This window comes from Salinicoccus sp. CNSTN-B1 (assembly GCF_054792835.1).
In genome coordinates, this window is sequence record NZ_JBTWMN010000004.1 from 2,253,972 (window position 1) to 2,274,109 (window position 20,138).

A 20,138-nucleotide genomic window follows, 5' to 3' on the forward strand; every position below is an offset into this window, starting at 1 on the left:
ATCATACTATAAACATACATTATAAGGGGTGTTAAATGTGAAAAAACTGCTTGTAATAGATAATCTTGCTCAATTAAAAAGTGTCAGCGATCCATTTCGCATCCAACTCCTCACCATGCTTGGAGAAAAACCAAAGACAGGACAGATGCTTGCTGACGAACTTGAAATTCCTCGTGCCAAAATCCATTATCATCTGAATGAACTCCTCAAAAACGGAATATCCATGTAGTGAAGACTGAAGAGAAGAATAGTATTGTACAGAAGTTCTATGAACCCATCGCCAAAAAAGTAGTGCCTAATATAGATCTTCTGAAATATAGTTCAGATGAAAAGAAGAAGGATAGCATGTCCTATAACTTAAGAATAAAGGAAGATGATCTCAAATCCTTTAAAAAAGAGCTGAAAAAGTTCGTTAAAGATAATTCAGTAAAAAAAGGTACGAAACACTCAAAAGATTATAAGGTCCAGATCATGCCCATAGGAGAAGACTGAATGCAGATAAAAAACCTGTACCGGAAACGGAGTGACCTCAAAAATTGAACGTTTCGAGGTCATCTCGAACGGCTACAGGTTTGTTTTTATTAAAGCTGCTTTTTTCCGAATAGGCTTTCTGCAATCTTCACCGCTTTTTCAGCTGTTTTATTCTTCTCATCAAGTAGAGGGTTCACTTCCACCAAATCCATCGAAGTGATCCTTTCACTCTCATTCAGTATCTCCATAGCGAGCTGTGACTCAGAGAGCGATAATCCTCCATCTACTGGAGTACCTGTGCCCGGTGTTTCCAGTGGATCCAAGGCATCTACATCCACTGATAGGTGAATGCCATCTGTACGCCCCTCCAAATGGGTTAAAGCTTCTTTCATGACACTTTCTATACCTTTTGTTCTGATGTCACCCATAGTAAATGTCAATATACCATTCTCTTTAATATATAACTTTTCCCCTTCATCCAGATCTCTCATACCTATAAGCACAACATTTTGAGGTTTTACCTTTATGCCTGGATTGTAGAGATTGACCAAATCCTCGTCGCCCACTCCGCATGATATACCTAACGGCATCCCATGGATGTTGCCTGAAGGCGATGTGCGGCTATCATTAAGGTCACCGTGCGCATCGTACCAAATGACTCCCAAATCTTCATAGTGCTTGCTTAAGCCTGCTAAAGAACCAATCGATAAAGAATGATCTCCTCCAAGTATCAAAGGGAACTGCCCTGAAGAGACTGTGTTGTCCACTTCAGCCGCAAGCTCGAGGCTGAAATCCATCACTTCCTTATAATTTAATAGATTCGTTTCATTCTTAACGGAATGATTGGAAGCGTTAACCCGGTACTTACTCCGTATATCCCCCGCGTCAGTAACTGTATAACCTAACGAAGAAAGCGCTTTATCAAGACCTGCATATCGTATTGCGTCTGGCCCAAGATCTACTCCTAATCTTGGTTGTCCAAATGTTGTCGCAGCACCGATAATATGTATATTCTGACTCATAACAATCCCCTTTTCAGTTAATTCTCACAACATACATAATATACAACATTGGATTTTTATGCAAATATAAATAGTATTTCGCATAAAACATAAAAAAAGACACTTTCCGTTAGAAAGTGTCTTAATGATGAGCCATAGAGGATTCGAACCTCTGACCCTCTGATTAAAAGTCAGATGCTCTACCAACTGAGCTAATGGCTCATGGCTGGGCTGACAGGATTCGAACCTGTGCATGACGGTACCAAAAACCGTTGCCTTACCGCTTGGCGACAGCCCAATAATAGAATGGAGGAGGGCAGATTCGAACTGCCGAACCCGAAGGAGCGGATTTACAGTCCGCCGCGTTTAGCCACTTCGCTACTCCTCCGTAATGGAGAATGACGGGTTCGAACCGCCGACCCTCTGCTTGTAAGGCAGATGCTCTCCCAGCTGAGCTAATTCTCCTGAAGATAAATGACCCGTACGGGACTCGAACCCGTGTTACCGCCGTGAAAGGGCGGTGTCTTAACCGCTTGACCAACGGGCCAGGATAAATTTTTATTTAAAACAAAAAAATGGCTCCACAGGTAGGATTCGAACCTACGACCGATCGGTTAACAGCCGATAGCTCTACCACTGAGCTACTGTGGATCAATCTATAAATTGCCCGGCGGCGTCCTACTCTCACGGGACGTCAGTCCAACTACCATCGGCGCTGGAGAGCTTAACTGCTGTGTTCGGCATGGGAACAGGTGGAACCTCTCCGCGATTGCCACCGGACAATATGGAATGCTTGAATGCCCCTTGGACATTCAAAACCGGATAGAAGCAATGCGTTGCGTAGAAGACCATACACGGTTTTCTTCATTTGAATAAGTCATCGATCGATTAGTATTCGTCCGCTCAATGTGTCGCCACACTTACACGCCGAACCTATCTACCTCATCATCTCTGAGGGATCTAATGGGGAAATCTCATCTTGAGGGGGCTTCATGCTTAGATGCTTTCAGCACTTATCCCGACCATACATAGCTACCCAGCGATGCCGTTGGCACGACAACTGGTACACCAGTGGTATGTCCATCCCGGTCCTCTCGTACTAAGGACAGCGCCTCTCAAATTTCCTACGCCCACGACGGATAGGGACCGAACTGTCTCACGACGTTCTGAACCCAGCTCGCGTACCGCTTTAATGGGCGAACAGCCCAACCCTTGGGACCGACTACAGCCCCAGGATGCGATGAGCCGACATCGAGGTGCCAAACCTCCCCGTCGATGTGAACTCTTGGGGGAGATAAGCCTGTTATCCCCGGGGTAGCTTTTATCCGTTGAGCGATGGCCCTTCCATGCGGAACCACCGGATCACTAAGTCCGTCTTTCGACCCTGCTCGACGTGTCTGTCTCGCAGTCAAGCTCCCTTATACCTTTACACTCTATGAATGATTTCCAACCATTCTGAGGGAACCTTTGAGCGCCTCCGTTACTCTTTAGGAGGCGACCGCCCCAGTCAAACTGTCCACCTGACACTGTCTCCCACCCGGATTACGGGTGCGGGTTAGAATCTCAACATCACCAGGGTGGTATCCCACCAGTGCCTCCACGTAGACTGGCGTCCACGCATCAACGGCTCCCACCTATCCTGTACAAGTGAGGTCGAGGTTCAATATCAGGCTACAGTAAAGCTCCACGGGGTCTTTCCGTCCTGTCGCGGGTAACCTGCATCTTCACAGGTACTATGATTTCACCGAGCCTCTCGTTGAGACAGTGCCCAAATCGTTACGCCTTTCGTGCGGGTCAGAACTTACCTGACAAGGAATTTCGCTACCTTAGGACCGTTATAGTTACGGCCGCCGTTTACTGGGGCTTCGATTCGCACCTTCGCTTACGCTGAGCGCTCCTCTTAACCTTCCAGCACCGGGCAGGCGTCAGCCCCTATACGTCACCTTTCGGTTTGGCAGAGACCTGTGTTTTTGATAAACAGTCGCTTGGGCCTATTCACTGCGGCTCATTTTCATGAGCACCCCTTCTCCCGAAGTTACGGGGTCATTTTGCCGAGTTCCTTAACGAGAGTTCGCTCGCTCACCTTAGAATTCTCTTCCCAACTACCTGTGTCGGTTTGCGGTACGGGCGGTAATGTATTCACTAGCGGGTTTTCTTGGCAGTGTGAACCCACAGCTTCGCCTACTATTTTCGGCTCCCCATCACATCTCGTCGTTACACAGGGCGGATTTGCCTACCCTGACGACTCGATGCTTGGACGTGCTCTTCCTTCCGCACGCTCTGCTTCTCCTCCTGCGTCACCACATCGCTCAAACACACATCACCGGTACAGGAATTTCTACCTGTTATCCATCGCCTACGCAGTTTCGCCTCGGCTTAGGTCCCGACTAACCCAGAGCGGACGAGCCTTCCTCTGGAAACCTTAGTCGTTCGGTGGACGGGATTCTCACCCGTCTTTCGCTACTCACACCGGCATTCTCACTTCCGATCGCTCCACATGTCCTCACGATCATGCTTCGCTGCAATCGGAACGCTCTCCTACCATCAATATAATTGATCCACAGTTTCGGTAATATGTTTAGCCCCGGTACATTTTCGGCGCAGCGTCACTTGACTAGTGAGCTATTACGCACTCTTTAAATGATGGCTGCTTCTAAGCCAACATGCTAGTTGTCTGTGCAACGCCACATCCTTTTCCACTCAACATATATTTTGGGACCTTAACTGGTGGTCTGGGCTGTTTCCCTCTCGACAACGGACCTTATCACCCGCTGTCTGACTCCCGTGCATCACATAGGTGGCATTCGGAGTTTGTCTGAATTCGGTAACCCGGGATGGGCCCCTCGTCCAAACAGTGCTCTACCTCCACGATGCTAACACGAGGCTATACCTAAATATATTTCGGAGAGAACCAGCTATCTCCAGGTTCGATTGGAATTTCTCCGCTACCCACACCTCATCCGGTCACTTTTCAACGTAAGTCGGTTCGGCCCTCCATCCAGTGTTACCTGGACTTCAGCCTGGACATGGGTAGATCACCTGGTTTCGGGTCTGCAACCCCATACTAGACGCCCTATTCAGACTCGCTTTCGCTACGGCTCCACATTCGCTGCTTAACCTCGCATGCAATCACAACTCGCCGGTTCATTCTACAAAAGGCACGCCATCACCCATTAACGGGCTCTGACTACTTGTAAGCACACGGTTTCAGGTTCTATTTCACTCCCCTTCCGGGGTGCTTTTCACCTTTCCCTCACGGTACTGGTTCACTATCGGTCACCAAGAAGTATTTAGCCTTGGGAGATGGTCCTCCCAGTTTCCGACGGAATTTCTCGTGTTCCGCCGTACTCAGGATACACCGCCACAGATCAAAACTTCGCATACGGGACTGTTACCCCCTATGGTGCGACTTTCCAGTCGCTTCTGCTCGCTTCTCTCTGCTTTTTCGGTGTCCTACAACCCCAGTCAAAGACTGGTTTGGGCTCTTCCCGTTTCGCTCGCCGCTACTCAGGGAATCGATTTTTCTTTCTCTTCCTCCGGGTACTAAGATGTTTCAGTTCCCCGGGTCTACCTCTCTCAGGCTATGTATTCACCTGAAAGTCGCACTAATGTGCGGGGTTCCCCCATTCGGAAATCTTTGGTTCAACGCTTACTTACAGCTCCCCAAAGCATATCGGTGTTGGTTCCGTCCTTCATCGGCTCTTGGTGCCAAGGCATCCACCGTGCGCCCTTCATTACTTAATCGCAATGAATTTGTGAGTGTGTCTCTCGACACAACGCGTGTTTTTTATGAACTCTTCAGTTCTCGGTTTCTACGCTTGATTTCGGTTAAAATCATTTTTCGCATTGCTTCTATACGGTTTTCAATGTGCAAGGGGTTGAATCGTCAATGAAGACCATTCAAAACTGAATACAATATGTCAAACGCCAATTCCGCCGTCCCATAAGGGACGTTCCGTAATATTCCTTAGAAAGGAGGTGATCCAGCCGCACCTTCCGATACGGCTACCTTGTTACGACTTCACCCCAGTCATCGGTCCCACCTTCGACGGCTGCCTCCATAAAGGTTGGCCCACCGGCTTCAGGTGTTACCGACTTCCGTGGTGTGACGGGCGGTGTGTACAAGACCCGGGAACGTATTCACCGTGGCATTCTGATCCACGATTACTAGCGATTCCAGCTTCATGGAGTCGAGTTGCAGACTCCAATCCGAACTGAGAACAGTTTTATGGGATTCGCTTGGCCTCGCGGCGTAGCTGCCCTTTGTAACCTGTCCATTGTAGCACGTGTGTAGCCCAAATCATAAGGGGCATGATGATTTGACGTCATCCCCACCTTCCTCCGGTTTGTCACCGGCAGTCTCACTAGAGTGCCCAACTGAATGCTGGCAACTAATGATAAGGGTTGCGCTCGTTGCGGGACTTAACCCAACATCTCACGACACGAGCTGACGACAACCATGCACCACCTGTCACTCTGCCCCGAAGGGAAGCCATGTCTCCATGGCGGTCAGAGGATGTCAAGATTTGGTAAGGTTCTTCGCGTTGCTTCGAATTAAACCACATGCTCCACCGCTTGTGCGGGTCCCCGTCAATTCCTTTGAGTTTCAGCCTTGCGGCCGTACTCCCCAGGCGGAGTGCTTAATGCGTTTGCTGCAGCACTAAGGGGCGGAAACCCCCTAACACTTAGCACTCATCGTTTACGGCGTGGACTACCAGGGTATCTAATCCTGTTTGATCCCCACGCTTTCGCACATCAGCGTCAGTTGCAGACCAGAGAGCCGCCTTCGCCACTGGTGTTCCTCCATATCTCTGCGCATTTCACCGCTACACATGGAATTCCACTCTCCTCTTCTGCACTCAAGTTCGCCAGTTTCCAATGACCCTCCCCGGTTGAGCCGGGGGCTTTCACATCAGACTTAACGAACCGCCTACGCGCGCTTTACGCCCAATAATTCCGGATAACGCTTGCCACCTACGTATTACCGCGGCTGCTGGCACGTAGTTAGCCGTGGCTTTCTGGTCAGGTACCGTCACCCGATGGACAGTTACTCCCACCGGCGTTCTTCCCTGACAACAGAGTTTTACGAGCCGAAACCCTTCTTCACTCACGCGGCGTTGCTCCGTCAGACTTGCGTCCATTGCGGAAGATTCCCTACTGCTGCCTCCCGTAGGAGTCTGGGCCGTGTCTCAGTCCCAGTGTGGCCGATCACCCTCTCAGGTCGGCTACGCATCGTCGCCTTGGTGGGCCCTTACCCCACCAACTAGCTAATGCGCCGCAGGCCCATCCATCAGTGGCAGTCAAAGACCGCCTTTCAACTCATCCTCCTGCGAGAATGAGGGTTATCCGGTATTAGCCACGGTTTCCCGTGGTTATCCCAGTCTGATGGGTAGGTTGCCTACGTGTTACTCACCCGTCCGCCACTCGCAGAACCCGGAGCAAGCTCCGGGGCTGCGCGTTCGACTTGCATGTATTAGGCACGCCGCCAGCGTTCATCCTGAGCCAGGATCAAACTCTCCATAATTGGAGTGCTCTGACTCGTTGCGGTTTTACTTGTCGCCCAAGTTGAATGGTTATACCATCCGGTTTTATTGGAATTAACGTTGACATATTGTCATTCAGTTTTCAATGTTCTCTCGTTGACTGCTTTACTATTGTAGCATTCGTCCTACATATTTGCAATCCTTATTATCTCTTTTTCAAAATTGCTTTTGTAGTTTTTAAATGCCCGCCTACTGTTTTCAGCGACTTCTCTACTATACCATCTTCCAATTTCGCTTGCAACCTTTTTTTATTTTTATTTTAGGTTGGTTGCTGTCGGTAAGTTGCCATCTGTTTTCAGCGACTTTTATATCATAGCAAGCTCTCTTTAGAGTGTCAACGGTATGCAGCTTTTTTATCGTGCATTGTTACACTAATTGAAAAGGCGGTGCATAGCACCGCCTTTGTCATTTCTTATGAGATGTATTCTGTCTCGTTTTGTTCTTATACTTCATCTTATTGTTTACTTTAACCTGACCAGCTTCTTTTTGTTTTTGGCGTTCATCTCTCTGTGCCATTGCTTTTCTATTTTCTTCGTTGCGTTCTGCCTTCGTCACCCTACCACGTTCTCGTTTTTCCTGCTCTGACGCTTCAATATACTTTGGCAACATTATAAGTTGGAAAGCATTCACTGCCACCAATGTAAAGATTGAACGATAGATCCAAGATGTATCCTCTACGTTTAGGAAAGGAAGCAGGGCAATCGAGGTCATGAATACCATATAGAAGAGTGATGGGATGAAGACTTGGGTACCGCGCGCTTCGCGGTCTTTCCACCATGCGACTATAAAACCGGCAATGACTACAATGATTGGAATCCATATATAATCAATTATCTCACCCGCTTCTTTGCCAAAGCGGTAAAATCTGACATAGAAAAGGTCGAATACAGCATAAATCACCAATAACAATTGTATATAAGGCCATAGCTTCCTGAAAAGCCCCATCCCTAATGGATGGATGAACAGATAGATGAAGAATGCCACTTGACTTACTGTGGCAATCAACAATCCATATCCAAGAAACCAGATCAAGCCAGCAAGAAATTCACCAAATTGGCCTGCAAAAAGGTATCGCGTTACATTCTCATACTCTGTAACCATGCTCACCAGAGCTGTGGTGATCATGCCGAGGAGTAGTGTCCTGAAATAGAACCTCACAAGATACTTAGATGTCATACTATAATCCCCCGGCTATTTACTTTCATCGATTACATTGTCTGCAATCTCGCGATAGATCTTTCCTATCTGATGGTCCGCCCCGTAGACTGAAGGCGCAAAATCCTCTTTGTCCCATTTAGGCTGGCCAAGAGGCAACTGGCCAAGTAGCGGCACACTTAGTTCATCAGCAAGCTTCTGTCCGCCACCCTGTCCAAAGACATACTCCTTCTCTTCTGTAAGTTCACTCTCAAAGTAACTCATGTTTTCTATGACACCAATGATGTCGTGATCAGTATGCTGTGCCATGGCACCTGCCCGGGCAGCGACGAATGCGGCTGTCGGATGTGGTGTGGTTACTATTATTTCCTTACTGTGCGGCAACAGCTGATGGACATCAAGTGCCACATCTCCGGTACCAGGAGGGAGGTCCAAAAGAAGATAGTCAAGATCGCCCCAATCGACTTCATTAAAGAAGCTGCTGATCATCTTGCCGAGCATAGGACCTCTCCAGATCACCGGTGTATTCTCTTCGACAAAAAATGCCATGGAAATAACTTTTACTCCGTATCTTTCAACAGGGATGATTGTTTTATCCTTAATTCCAGGTTTTTCGGTGATACCCATCATATCGGGCACACTGAACCCATATATATCCGCATCTATGAGTCCGACTTTTTTGCCTTTCTCCGCCAATGAGACCGCTAAATTGACTGCTACTGTCGATTTGCCGACCCCACCTTTGCCGGAAGCGATAGAAATGAACGCTGTATCATTATCTTTGAAGCGATTCTCCACTTCACTGCCTGAAGTGCCTCTATGGCGTTCGATTGTCTCTTCGTCCAGTTCATCGAACCTGAGACCGACTGTATCTGCGCCTGCTTCTTTGACTGCATTTACGATTTTCATCTGCAGATCAAGCTGCTCCTGTCCGCCGAGACGGCCAATTGCCACTTTTACACTTACATGGTTCTTTTCCTCTTTGATGCTTATTTCCTGGATGCCCTCTGTTTCGGATATAGGTACATTGAGGATTGGATCATTTATGTTGCCGACGATTTCTTCCACTTGCTCTCTAGTAAGCATTTAAAAATTCTCCTTTACGCCTTATGGTTAATACATCCATGATAACACAACATATTCTATTTATAATGAAAAAAAACCAAACACTTTATGGCTGAGAGCGTAAAATAGTTTGTGTAAATGAATAAATAAAAAAGGGCGTCCTTTTCTTGTAAGATTAAGTTACCACACCAAATCCAAGAAAAGAGGACGACCCCTATGGATCATTTTACATCAGATATTATTCAAGCTCTAGTAAAAAAAGACGATGTCACAGAAATCTTCCGCAGCCACCTGGAAACGGCGGTGAACACATTACTGAAAACCGAATTGACTGCATTCCTGGACTACGAAAAGTATGACCGTGTGGGCTTCAATTCCGGGAACTCCAGAAACGGCGTCTATTCCCGCACGTTACATACCGAATATGGCGACCTTCAGATTGACATTCCCCGGGACCGGAATGGGGACTTCAAGCAGCAGACCGTTGCGCCTTACAAGCGGTCCAATGACACATTGGAATCTTTTGTCATCCATATGTTTCAAAAAGGGGTGACGATGTCTGAAATCTCCCATCTGATTGAACGGATGTATGGGCATCACTATACGCCCAGACCATTTCAAATATGACCCAGGCGGTCACAGAAGAAGTGGAGGCATTTCGCCAGCGTTCGTTATCCGAGCGGTATGTGTGCGTGTACCTGGATGCGACATTCCTGCCCGTCAAACGGGAGACGGTGACCAAAGAGGCTGTCTATATCGCTGTGGGCATCCGGGAGGATGGCTCCAAGGAAGTGCTGGCCTATACTGTCGCGCCGACGGAATCTGCGTATGTATGGAAAGAATTGATTGGAGATATCCATGCACGGGGCGTGACGGAAGTCCTGCTCTTCATTTCTGACGGGCTTCCAGGTATCAAAGACAGTATTCATTCGGTGTTTCCAAAAGCGAAATACCAGACATGTTTCATTCACGTTGCACGCAACATTTCCCACAAGGTCCGTGTGTCGGACCGGAAGGCAATCTGTGAGGACCTGAAGTCCCTGTATCGCGCCACGGATAAGGCCGAAGCTGAGCAGGCTTTGGACGCGTTTATCGAGAAGTGGAAGAAATCTTACGCCAAAGTCACGCAATCGTTGAAAGCCAATCCGGATCTGTTCACTTTTTATGATTTCCCTGAAGCAATCAGGAGAAGCATCTACTCCACAAATCTGATTGAGTCATTCAATAAGCAGATCAAACGGTACAGTAAGCGCAAAGAGCAGTTCCCGAACGAGGACGCCCTTGACCGTTTCCTGGTCACTCAATTTGAAGCATATAACCAACGGTTCGCGACACGGTGCCATATTGGTTTTGACCAGGCCCGTGCAGAATTAGCTGAAATGTTCAGCGGGTAATGCACACTACAAGAAAAGGCATGCCTTCATTTACACATAATTATTGACGGTCCCTTATGGCTGAAGTGTTTGGTTACTTTACTCACATTAAGTTGTAGGTTAATGGATATTACTCTTTCTCATTCACTTTATTTTCGAATTTCTCGAGCTGTTTTTGAGCGAACGGTTTACCACCCATACCAAAGCTTATTGCAAAAGCAACAGCTACAGCGCCTAGGATGATCAGGAATGCTAGATTTACGATGCTCTGGGCGAAATTCAATTGATCGAGCGTCATAAAGACCGCGACGATTATAATCAGATACTTGGCAATCTCGCCGATGAAGGCATTTCCTGTACTCTTAGTTATTACAGTAGAAAGTAAATTACCTCCGACAAATCCTAGAGTCAATATAATGAGGGCTGATACAACAAGCGGAATATAGGCGATAATCGCTGTTCCAATCGTATTGAAGACTTCCAGGTTCAATACTGTCAACGCCTGTACGACGAAGAACAGACCTACTAGTACCGATATGACTACACCGGAAGCTTGTGGAATGTCAATTCCTTCTTTTGTCTTATCGCCAAAGTTTACGTATGAATTGAATCTGCTCATATTTAAGCCCTGGAGTAGATTTGTAACCAATCTACCTAGAATCTTAGCCAGGTACAGTCCCAATACTATCAGGACCGCAGCAACAAGCAGTTTCGGGATGAAATTAAGTACTGCAGTCATCATTTCTTTAATTGGAGCTGATACCGACTGCATATTCAACGCGTCGAAAACTGGCGGCAGGAACAAGATAAATACCAGGAAGTATGCCAGCTTTCCAAGTGTAGTAATGATGCCTTCCGATTCCTTTTTAGCTTCGTCTGGACTGCTCAACTCTTTTTTCTGCAGCCATTTATCGAAGCCGACTGCCTTCAAACCTTTTACGATAATGTTTTTAAGCACTACTGCGATAATCCACGCTAAAAGTAAAAGTAAAAGTGCACTGATTAAATTAGGTATAAAAGCGATGATCTTGTCTAATACCGACATTAGTTGATCTCCTACGTTACCCAAAAAAATTACCTCCTTAAAATGTATTATGGTTAGCCATCATCTAGTTTTATGGCAACTAAACACATTTTTCCTTTTTATTTCAAAATTAAAATATTTCATTTTAGGTTAACTACGCTCATATTGGCTATAAAGAGAGTATTACAATAGAGAGGAATGGGACCATATATGAACTTGACAATCATGCAGTATTTCGAATGGTATCTCCCCGATGACGGCGAACATTGGAACCGTCTCAAGGATGATGCCCAAAAAATAAAGGATAAAGGCTTTGATGCCGTATGGTTGCCACCACCCACTAAAGCGGACAGTACGGCAGATCCCGGGTATGCAGTCTATGATGTGTACGACCTTGGAGAATTTGATCAGAAGGGAGACGTCCGCACCAAATATGGCACGCGTGAACAACTCGAAGCGGCGATAGCAGCATGTAAGGAGGCCAATCTACTGGTCTACATCGATCTTGTGATGAATCATAAAGCTGCCGGAGATGAAACTGAAACATTCAAAGTCATCGAAGTGGATCAGGAAGATCGGGAAAAGGATATTTCTGAACCTTTTGATATCGAAGGGTATACACGGTTCTTCTTCCCGGAAGAGATGGAAAATACAGTGACTTCGTTTGGAATTTCAACCATTTCAGTGGAGTCGACTATGATGCACGAGAAGACCGAACAGGGATTTTCCGTATCTTGGGTGACTACAAGGATTGGAACAGTAATGTTGATGACGAATATGGCAATTTCGACTACCTCATGTTCTCAGACATCGATTACGATCATCCCGATGTCAAAGAAGAGATGATTGGTTGGGGAAAATGGCTCACTGATACTTTGGACGTCGATGGATTCAGGTTGGATGCCGTCAAGCATATCGATAGTACATTTATCGCAGAGTTTATAGAAGCGCTGGAAGCACATGCTGATCGCGACTTATATTTCTTCGGAGAGTTCTGGAATTCAGATGTAGAAGCTAAAGAAGGATTTTTGAAGGATGTAGAATTCGATATAGATCTTTTCGATGTTAAATTGCACTATAATCTTTTTGAAGCTGCAAATGAATATGAAGGCTATGATCTCACCCAGATATTCGATGGCACACTCGTGCAGGAAGATCCTTGGAATACCGTCACCTTCGTAGACAATCATGATACGCAGCCTGGAGAATCTCTTGAGTCATTTATTGACGGCTGGTTCAAACAGTCCGCCTATGCACTCATTCTTCTGAGACAGGATGGATTTCCTTGCGTTTCTACGGAGATTACTATGGAACGGATGGTGAAGACGGGATGGGAGAATTGATCGATCCACTTCTATACGCCAGACATAACAAGGCGCTTGGAGAACAACAAGATTACCTCGACCACCCCAATACAATCGGCTGGGTGCGTTTTGGAGAAGATGAAGTCGAAAATTCCGGCTGCGCCGTCCTCATTTCAAATGGGCTGGAAGAAGGGGTCAAAAAAATGTATGTGGGCGACGCGCATAGCGGTGAGGAATGGATTGATGTTACCGAAAACAGGGAGGATATCGTTACCATCGATGAAGAAGGCAATGGGGAATTCTTCGTCGATAGTCAGAGCGTCAGTGTATACGCTCTTCCAGACGCTTAATATATAATTAAACAAAGGGATAAGCCATGGAGAAATTAATAGAATCAGTGACGGCCATTTCATCGTTCCTTTGGGGATACCCGATTATCATCATGTTGTTTTTCACTAGCGTCTACTTAACTTTCAGGTTGAAGTTCTTTCAGTTTGTCTACCCTTTCTATTTCAACCCACTGGCAACCGGTATCATTATAGCCATTGCTGTCGGCGTCGTTGTCTTTGATGGTGTGAAACGCATCGGCAAAGTGTCTTCTTACCTCGTTCCTTTCATGGCCTTGTTCTATATTCTGGCAGGGATTATCATTCTTATTTTGAATGCCTCGGCCGTTCCCGCAGCTTTTGGATTGATTTTCACCGAAGCCTTCAATCCGACAGCGGCTCTTGGCGGCGGGGCTGGAGCGGTACTCGCTGAAACAATACGGTGGGGCTTCGCACGCGGCATCTACAGCAATGAAGCGGGGTTAGGTACTTCCCCAATTGCACATGCTGCTGCCCAGACAGATCACCCAATTCGTCAGGCTTTTTGGGCCGTGATCCAAATTCTGGTTGATACCCTGATCATTTGTACAGTTACAGCGTTAGTCGTCCTAACGACAGGTGTATGGCAACAGAGTGATGCACATAAGGAAAGTGTCAGGGAAGCTTTGACGGCCCGGGCCTTCGAAGAATCTTTTGGACCTATCGGAAGTTATGTAGTATCGATAGCCTTGGTTATATTTGTCTTCTCGACCATAACGGTAGTCGTTTTTTATGGCGCACGGCAAGCAGAGTACCTTTTCGGCCTCTGGGCCGGCACAGTCATGAAGAGTATCTACGTCATTTCGATCGTTGTCGGGGCGATAGGAGGAGCAACTGCCTTATGGGCCTTCCTTGATCTCACTTTATTCTTTGTAGTGTTACCGAATATCATCGCCATAATATTGCTTTCTCCAAAGGTCATCGAATTGAAGAAGGAATTTTTCAATGATCCGAAGTATTACAGAAAGATATAAAAGATGAACATGTGTGATTAAAGAGATTTCGTTTCTGTAAATATTGTAAAAACCCCACTTAGCGATACTAAAATATCGAATCACTAAGTGGGGTTGCCTATTTTTAATCTTCAAAATATCATGTGCATCTGATGAGTCACGAATTAATCTCTAGTATGGTTGTATCTCATATCCTCATTCAGTTGTGCCGGACTGCTATCCTCTATACCTAGCTTAGCCAAAGTCACACCTTCCTGGAAATAGTCACGTTCCAAAAGGACTCCCGCTAATATAATGACCGAGTCCATTACCGGTGTTTGAACCCCAACCATCTTTCCAATGCTTGCCCACAATACTAGCCCGTTGGATACATCTTCTGTGACATAACGATTGTCAAGTTCTATCGGTCCCTTTATATCCTTCAAAACCTTCGAATGGTTGTACTGCTCATCTAAGGTAAGTCCATCTTCAAAATACCCACTCCTGAGGCTTCTTTCTGATTTCGAAAGTGCATCAAAACCAAGCGCTCTGCAGATCTCCTGACGTTCTTCATCAATTTTGTGCACCACGTTCACAGTGTGCTTGGTGATTCCTTCTTTGTAGAGATAGAAATCATCCCCAGCGTAATCGATCCTCCCCGCATTCAGTATGGAAGGGCCTGGATGACTCTCAGGGTTACCGTTGTTTAAGGTTGTTTCCAGTATATTTTCAGCGGGTTCGAGGTAGTCGTACATGCGATGGAATACCTCGAGCATCTCCTCGGTATGTCTCGCCGGATATGCGGCAAAGAGATTATATTTATTATAGGCGATGAGCTGTGCTTCATTATTTTCAGATGAATAGCGTGAGGCGTAGGCCAGTGACATCGTCTCGCCTACTTTTACATCGACGTCAGCTTTCATATTATGCAGTACACGCCTAAAACGAAGGCTGGACATTGCACTTGCTCCGTTGATCAGTATATACTGTCCATCCTCAATATAAGGGGCAATCGTTTCGCCAACCGGTTCAATTGCAACAGAAGGTATTGTAAGCATTATTACATCCTGTCCCTTGACAGCCTCTTCCGCTTCGCGTGTAAATCTATGGAGTGAGATTGGTTTTCCATTGAATGAAATTGTCCCACTCTCCTCAATTTGACTCAAATCCTTCTTCGATTGCGGCGACTGAAAAAGTGTCACCTGGTGCCCCTTCTCAGTCATATCAGCGGCCGCGGTGATCCCACCATTGCCGGCACCAAAAATCCCTATTTTTAAACCCATCAAATCCCTCCTTCTATAGTTGTCCATCATAGACGACTTCGCCGTCGACGATTGTTTTTATTACTTTTGCGGTTAATAATTCCTCAGACGATATCTGCATGACGTCACGCTCAAATATCGCGAAGTCAGCGTAATAACCTACGTCAATCAACCCCGCCCTGTCACCTTTATAGATAATCTCGGCAGCATCATGTGTATACATTTTAAATGCTTCATACCGGCTGATGCATTCACTTTCATTATAGACCCCGCTCTCCCCACGACGTGTGACAAGTGTATGGACTCCCTGCATCGGATTGGCTGTTTCGATAGGGGCATCCGACGATCCGCCAAGCATCAAGCCATAATCAAGCATTGTCTTGAATGGATAAAGGTATGCTGTACGTGTTTCTCCGAGATATTTCTCTACCCAAGGCATATCAGATGTAAGAAATGTTGGTTGTACATCGCATATGATACTCATTTTAGCCATTCTCTCAAGCAGTGGTTGGTTCAACAGACTTGTGTGGATCAATCTGTCGTGTTTACCTTCAGGAGCTGGATGTTTTTCAATGGCGTCCACCACCATCTCACATGCTCTATCTCCTATGACATGTGCTGCTACTGCATCCTTATTGCACCGGGCCTTCACAATGAGCGATTCCAGATCTTCCTGGGAGTGGATCTGCAGTCCATGCTCAGCCGTGCCTTCATAAGGGTCTTTAACCAGAGCGGTTTTCCACCGAAAGCGCCATCCATGAAAAGTTTCATGGCATCAGGTTCAATCCAGTTTTTTCGGTAATCTTGGCCCATCTGCAACCATCTCATCGTAAACTTGTTCGTGCCGAAGCAGATTGACCCGGATCTTTTTACCCTCGGGCCCCACCGTCTTGAGATATGCCCCGAAGGGTACTTGATAAGGACCGTGATAAGACATATCCTCTGTATGGACATTGGTGATGCCATACGAATGGAGATGATCGACTGCTGTTGATATGTCATCGCTTATTGAATCGATATCATCTTCCACAGTTTTCTCCCTAACCATTTCAAAAGCCTTATCATAGACCCACCCTGTCAATTCCCCGTCCGCATCTCTTTCGAAATATCCACCTTCCGGATCCTCTGTCGTACGATCAAGACCGAGAAGCGACATTGCTTCCGTGTTGATCAATCCGGCGTGATGGCATACACGGGTAATCAGTGTCGGCTTATGGATCAGCATATCCAGCTCTTCACGCTTCATTTTATATTGATCAGGAAAATTATTCTCATCGTAACCCAAGATGACATTCCATTTACCCTTCGAATCAAATTCTGAGACCAATTTTTTCATTATATTGATATCGTTGACGTCATTGAGTGCGAGTGATTTTAATTTCTTCCCTAACATGACCAGATGCATGTGTGTATCAGTCAATCCCGGCAGCATTGTGGCACCTTCTAGATCTACCAGTTCATCCGCTTCATGCCTAAAATCCGAGTAAATACCCGCGCCGAGAATAATTCCATCCTCTACAAGAACCGCCTGTACCTTATCTTCTGACCGCTTCATCGTATATATATTCCCATTATAATATAATGTCTTCATACATTACCCCCAGAAAAAATGCTTCATATATACATTATATATGAAGCATCCATCATTATCTTCCTAAAATGGTTGAATCAGTCATCCTGGCTCAGTTCTTCACTGCGGTTAGCTGCCGCATTCAAAGTTGTCATTAAGATGTTCTTAATACCTTCACCATCCAAAGCATCCAATCCTGCTTCAGTGGTCCCCCGCTTTGAAGTGATATTCTTCCTTAGTTGACTGAAGGACAGATCGGACTCCTCCACCATTTTACCAGCACCGATAACTAGGTTTGTCGTTAGGAACATTGCTTCCTTTTCATCGAAACCGAGCTCCATGAGACTCTCTGCATACTTCTCATAAATATAATATAGGAAGGCTGATCCTGAACCTGTTGCGGCAGTAATGTTATGCATTGCATCTTCTTCCACTACAACAGTCGTGCCAAAACTCTCCATCAATTCTACAAGTTCATCCTTATCCGGAAAGTTTTCGGAGTAGCTGATACCGCTAACGGAATGCTGAACCATTGCATTAGTGTTCGGCATCAACCGAGCTATTGGATTATCACTTTTAAGTTCTCTTCTGATTGTTTTAATCTGTGTGCCTGCCATAACGGAAATAATCTTCGTCGCTTCCTCAAGATACGGACGCAACCTCTTGGCCACATCAGGAAAACTTTGCGGCTTGCTCGCTAAAATGACATAATCTGCATCCTTCAACAGTTCTGAATCATCATAAGAGATATTGACTCCCAATTTATCCTGAAAGAATTTTATTTTCTCTTTCTGACTTTTACTCGTCAAATATATATCTTCTGGTTTCACCACTTTATTTTCAATCATCCCTATAAAGATGGCACTCGCCATATTACCTGCACCATAAAATACGATTTTCATAAGATCAGCTCCATTTTTGATTTTACGAACAGTAACAATCATAACAAACTGAAAAGAATATTTAAAATGGCGCTCTAATCAAGGTTGGATATAGAAAACAATGCCAATATAGTGGAGGAAACTCGCTATTATGATGAAGAAATGCCATATCATATGGAAATACTGGCGTGTCTTCTGTGCATAAAACCAAGCTCCCACCGTGTAGCTCACGCCTCCCAATGTAATCATAAGTAAAAATATCCAATCTGTATTCGCTAAGATTCTCGGGAAGAAGATGACGGCCATCCATCCCATGATGAGATAGACTGTTAAACTCACCCTATTGCTCACTTTTGGACTCAGCACTTTATATAAAATGCCTAATACTGCCACCGTCCATTGGATAACCAGGGTGACTGTGCCCCAAGTGCCGCCGATCACTGACAAGGCAATAGGTGTATAGGTGCCTGCAATCGCAACAAATATAAAGCTATGATCAAGCAGACGCATGATATATTTATGTTTCGTGTTATGAGCCATGGCATGATAAAGAGTAGAGGTCAGGAACATGGAAAAGATGCTGATGACATAGATGGAGCCGCCCACAGCATGCATCACGCCACCATCTTCATACATATAGACTGCCGTAAAGGGTAACAGCAATATAAATATGATGGCTGCTACACCGTGGCTGACGCTATTACCGACTTCTTCTCCGAAAGACAGGGGAACCATATGTTTCAACGAATCTACAACTCCGCCCCCTGTATCCTCCTGTTTTCTATATAAAGGCTTGCGCGTACCTGTATGCTTCAAAAACATTATATCAAGCCTTCATCCATCAAGTCCCGCCTAGCTGTTTCGACACTATCTTTCCCAATCTTGTTTTTAAGCGGCGAGAATTCCCCAGTCCGGCCGACTTGTAGAGTCATATGAGTTTTTGCAAACTGGAATGCATCAAAATAAAATTTTTCGAATTTAAGGCCCTCCGCCCTAATGATCTTCAAGTCATCATCGAGATGCTCCAATTTTTTCAACGCGAGATGATAGGGCATTTTTACATCAGCTACCTTTTCAAGAAAATCAATGTCGAAAACATGTATACCGATGTTCCCATTCCTGAAGCTTTCCTCTTGGCCCTCAGGCAATTCAGTATATTCAACTACGCTCTTCTGATCTTCCAGTAGGCACAGACGTCCAACACTTTCACCAGGCCTCGGCTCTATTGACTTGGATGTCACTTCATTGTCATTTTGAATATGGAGTCCGACAAGTAACGGGTCTGCCACCTTGACCACCACATTATCGACGTTGTTCATAAATACATGTCTGATACCCAACTCTTTCATACGCTCCAACATACCTGAATGCTTCAGCGCACTGAATATTCCTCCATTGCCGTTTGGGGTCATCAGTATATTCCTGTCAGCATCAAGCAGCAGTTCCCCATCTTTTGATAACGCCGGGAAATGTTCCTGTTTAAAGAAATGGATATTGTCTGCATCCAAACCGAAATGATTGTGCGTGGAGAAGAACTGCTCGGTTTCTTCATGGTTGATGTCGCTCGTCATGATAAACCATTGGACGGGCATATTCACTTCTTCCTGGAATGCTTTAAGTTGCTTTGCCTGCAATTCGAATAAGGAATGGCCATCAAACGAGAAAGTGCCTTTCGGTCCTTTGTGCTCAAGACGGGTCCCTTGTCCGCCTGCCATCAGCAGGACACCTACCTGACCATCGGCCATTGCATCAAGCGTCATCTCATGCAACATATGCTCATCCAGTTCTTCCGGTGTGGTATAAGGGATTTCAGTGATGTTTCCCATATCCACTGGTGTCGGATTTTGGTAGACCTCCTCAAACACTTCCTTGATTTCATTCATATCAAGTGATTGGAATTGATGTTCCACTTCTTCCTGTTCATTTCTTTCCAGTTTGTCGTATTGGGGTATCATTGTCTTTATCATCATTATCCTCCACAAATCATTTTCTTAATTATAATGTATATCTATGGAACTGTAAAAATATAAAAAATGATGATGAGGGGTTCCTTTGCCCGAATGAAGTATAGAAGAGTTGTACCCACAAGCTGATGAACATCTTTATAGAGCTAAAGCAATGGGACGCAATCAAGTCTGCTGTGACCTCCTTTAGCTGATGGCTTCCGGTGGCATGATAGAGCAGCGCAATAA

The 20,138-nt window shown here is 45.7% G+C and carries 11 protein-coding genes, 6 tRNA genes, 3 rRNA genes and 3 pseudogenes; 5 read left to right on the forward strand and 18 right to left on the reverse strand.

Annotation, left to right across the window (positions count from 1 at the left end; translation table 11 throughout):
* The first annotated feature begins 37 nt into the window (after positions 1–37).
* Positions 38–229, forward strand: coding sequence for a helix-turn-helix domain-containing protein (locus ACYF68_RS13270; RefSeq protein WP_461047408.1), 192 nt, complete (start codon positions 38–40; stop codon positions 227–229).
* Positions 229–492, forward strand: a complete 264-nt coding sequence (locus ACYF68_RS13275; protein WP_461047409.1) for a hypothetical protein — start codon at positions 229–231, stop codon at positions 490–492. The genes ACYF68_RS13270 and ACYF68_RS13275 overlap by 1 nt, the downstream gene beginning before the upstream one ends.
* Positions 493–581: 89 nt before the next feature.
* Here ACYF68_RS13275 and rocF read toward each other — a convergent pair whose 3' ends face one another.
* The 12 genes from rocF to ACYF68_RS13335 all read right to left on the reverse strand — a co-directional run bounded on the left by rocF (position 582) and on the right by ACYF68_RS13335 (position 9,256).
* Positions 582–1,493 carry an arginase gene (gene rocF, locus ACYF68_RS13280; RefSeq protein WP_461047411.1) on the reverse strand — a complete coding sequence of 304 codons (912 nt, stop codon included), beginning with the start codon at positions 1,491–1,493 and terminating at the stop codon, positions 582–584.
* 128 nt (positions 1,494–1,621) lie between these two features.
* A tRNA-Lys gene (locus tag ACYF68_RS13285) sits at positions 1,622–1,694 on the reverse strand.
* A gap of 1 nt (position 1,695) precedes the next feature.
* Positions 1,696–1,770 (reverse strand) — tRNA-Gln (locus tag ACYF68_RS13290).
* Between the two features lie 9 nt (positions 1,771–1,779).
* Positions 1,780–1,860 (reverse strand) — tRNA-Tyr (locus ACYF68_RS13295).
* Between the two features lie 4 nt (positions 1,861–1,864).
* A tRNA-Val gene (locus tag ACYF68_RS13300) sits at positions 1,865–1,937 on the reverse strand.
* Positions 1,938–1,947: 10 nt separating this feature from the next.
* A tRNA-Glu gene (locus tag ACYF68_RS13305) sits at positions 1,948–2,019 on the reverse strand.
* Positions 2,020–2,048: 29 nt separating this feature from the next.
* Positions 2,049–2,123: transfer RNA gene (locus ACYF68_RS13310), tRNA-Asn, on the reverse strand.
* 14 nt (positions 2,124–2,137) lie between these two features.
* A 5S ribosomal RNA gene (rrf, locus tag ACYF68_RS13315) occupies positions 2,138–2,252 on the reverse strand.
* Positions 2,253–2,340: 88 nt separating this feature from the next.
* A 23S ribosomal RNA gene (locus tag ACYF68_RS13320) occupies positions 2,341–5,216 on the reverse strand.
* A 227-nt stretch (positions 5,217–5,443) separates the two neighbouring features.
* Positions 5,444–6,996, reverse strand: a 16S ribosomal RNA gene (locus tag ACYF68_RS13325).
* Together the 16S, 23S and 5S rRNA genes with 6 tRNA genes alongside form the textbook arrangement of a ribosomal RNA operon.
* A 424-nt stretch (positions 6,997–7,420) precedes the next feature.
* Positions 7,421–8,191, reverse strand: a complete 771-nt coding sequence (locus tag ACYF68_RS13330; RefSeq protein ID WP_461047412.1) for a KinB-signaling pathway activation protein — start codon at positions 8,189–8,191, stop codon at positions 7,421–7,423.
* Positions 8,192–8,206: 15 nt separating this feature from the next.
* Positions 8,207–9,256: an Mrp/NBP35 family ATP-binding protein gene (locus ACYF68_RS13335; RefSeq protein ID WP_461047414.1), complete on the reverse strand. Its 1,050-nt coding sequence runs from the start codon at positions 9,254–9,256 to the stop codon at positions 8,207–8,209.
* A gap of 195 nt (positions 9,257–9,451) precedes the next feature.
* On the opposite strand from ACYF68_RS13335, the pseudogene ACYF68_RS13340 reads away from it, so the two are divergent.
* Positions 9,452–10,629 (forward strand): annotated as a pseudogene (locus ACYF68_RS13340) (IS256 family transposase).
* Between the two features lie 109 nt (positions 10,630–10,738).
* Here ACYF68_RS13340 and ACYF68_RS13345 read toward each other — a convergent pair.
* Entirely contained in the window at positions 10,739–11,704 is a 966-nt protein-coding gene (locus ACYF68_RS13345) for a mechanosensitive ion channel (protein WP_461047643.1), read from the reverse strand.
* A 138-nt stretch (positions 11,705–11,842) separates the two neighbouring features.
* On the opposite strand from ACYF68_RS13345, the pseudogene ACYF68_RS13350 reads away from it, so the two are divergent.
* A pseudogene (locus ACYF68_RS13350) lies at positions 11,843–13,286 on the forward strand (alpha-amylase).
* Positions 13,287–13,312: 26 nt separating this feature from the next.
* Positions 13,313–14,275, forward strand: coding sequence for an alanine/glycine:cation symporter family protein (locus tag ACYF68_RS13355; RefSeq protein ID WP_461047416.1), 963 nt, complete (start codon positions 13,313–13,315; stop codon positions 14,273–14,275).
* 143 nt (positions 14,276–14,418) lie between these two features.
* On the opposite strand, the gene ACYF68_RS13360 is transcribed toward ACYF68_RS13355, so the two are convergent.
* From ACYF68_RS13360 to ACYF68_RS13380, 5 genes and pseudogenes are all read right to left on the reverse strand, one after another.
* The gene (locus tag ACYF68_RS13360; RefSeq protein WP_461047418.1) at positions 14,419–15,516 is read right to left on the reverse strand and encodes an NAD/NADP octopine/nopaline dehydrogenase family protein; all 1,098 of its coding nucleotides are present in this window, start codon (positions 15,514–15,516) and stop codon (positions 14,419–14,421) included.
* Positions 15,517–15,529: 13 nt separating this feature from the next.
* Positions 15,530–17,086 (reverse strand): annotated as a pseudogene (locus ACYF68_RS13365) (amidohydrolase).
* Between the two features lie 77 nt (positions 17,087–17,163).
* A complete protein-coding gene (gene proC, locus ACYF68_RS13370; protein WP_461047420.1) occupies positions 17,164–17,967 on the reverse strand; it encodes a pyrroline-5-carboxylate reductase in 804 nt (267 codons plus the stop codon).
* A 78-nt stretch (positions 17,968–18,045) separates the two neighbouring features.
* Positions 18,046–18,681, reverse strand: a complete 636-nt coding sequence (gene trhA / locus ACYF68_RS13375; RefSeq protein WP_461047645.1) for a PAQR family membrane homeostasis protein TrhA — start codon at positions 18,679–18,681, stop codon at positions 18,046–18,048.
* Positions 18,682–18,767: 86 nt separating this feature from the next.
* Positions 18,768–19,916 (reverse strand): UTP--glucose-1-phosphate uridylyltransferase, encoded by a 1,149-nt coding sequence (locus ACYF68_RS13380; RefSeq protein ID WP_461047422.1) that lies wholly within the window; start codon positions 19,914–19,916, stop codon positions 18,768–18,770.
* Between the last annotated feature and the right edge of the window lie 222 nt (positions 19,917–20,138).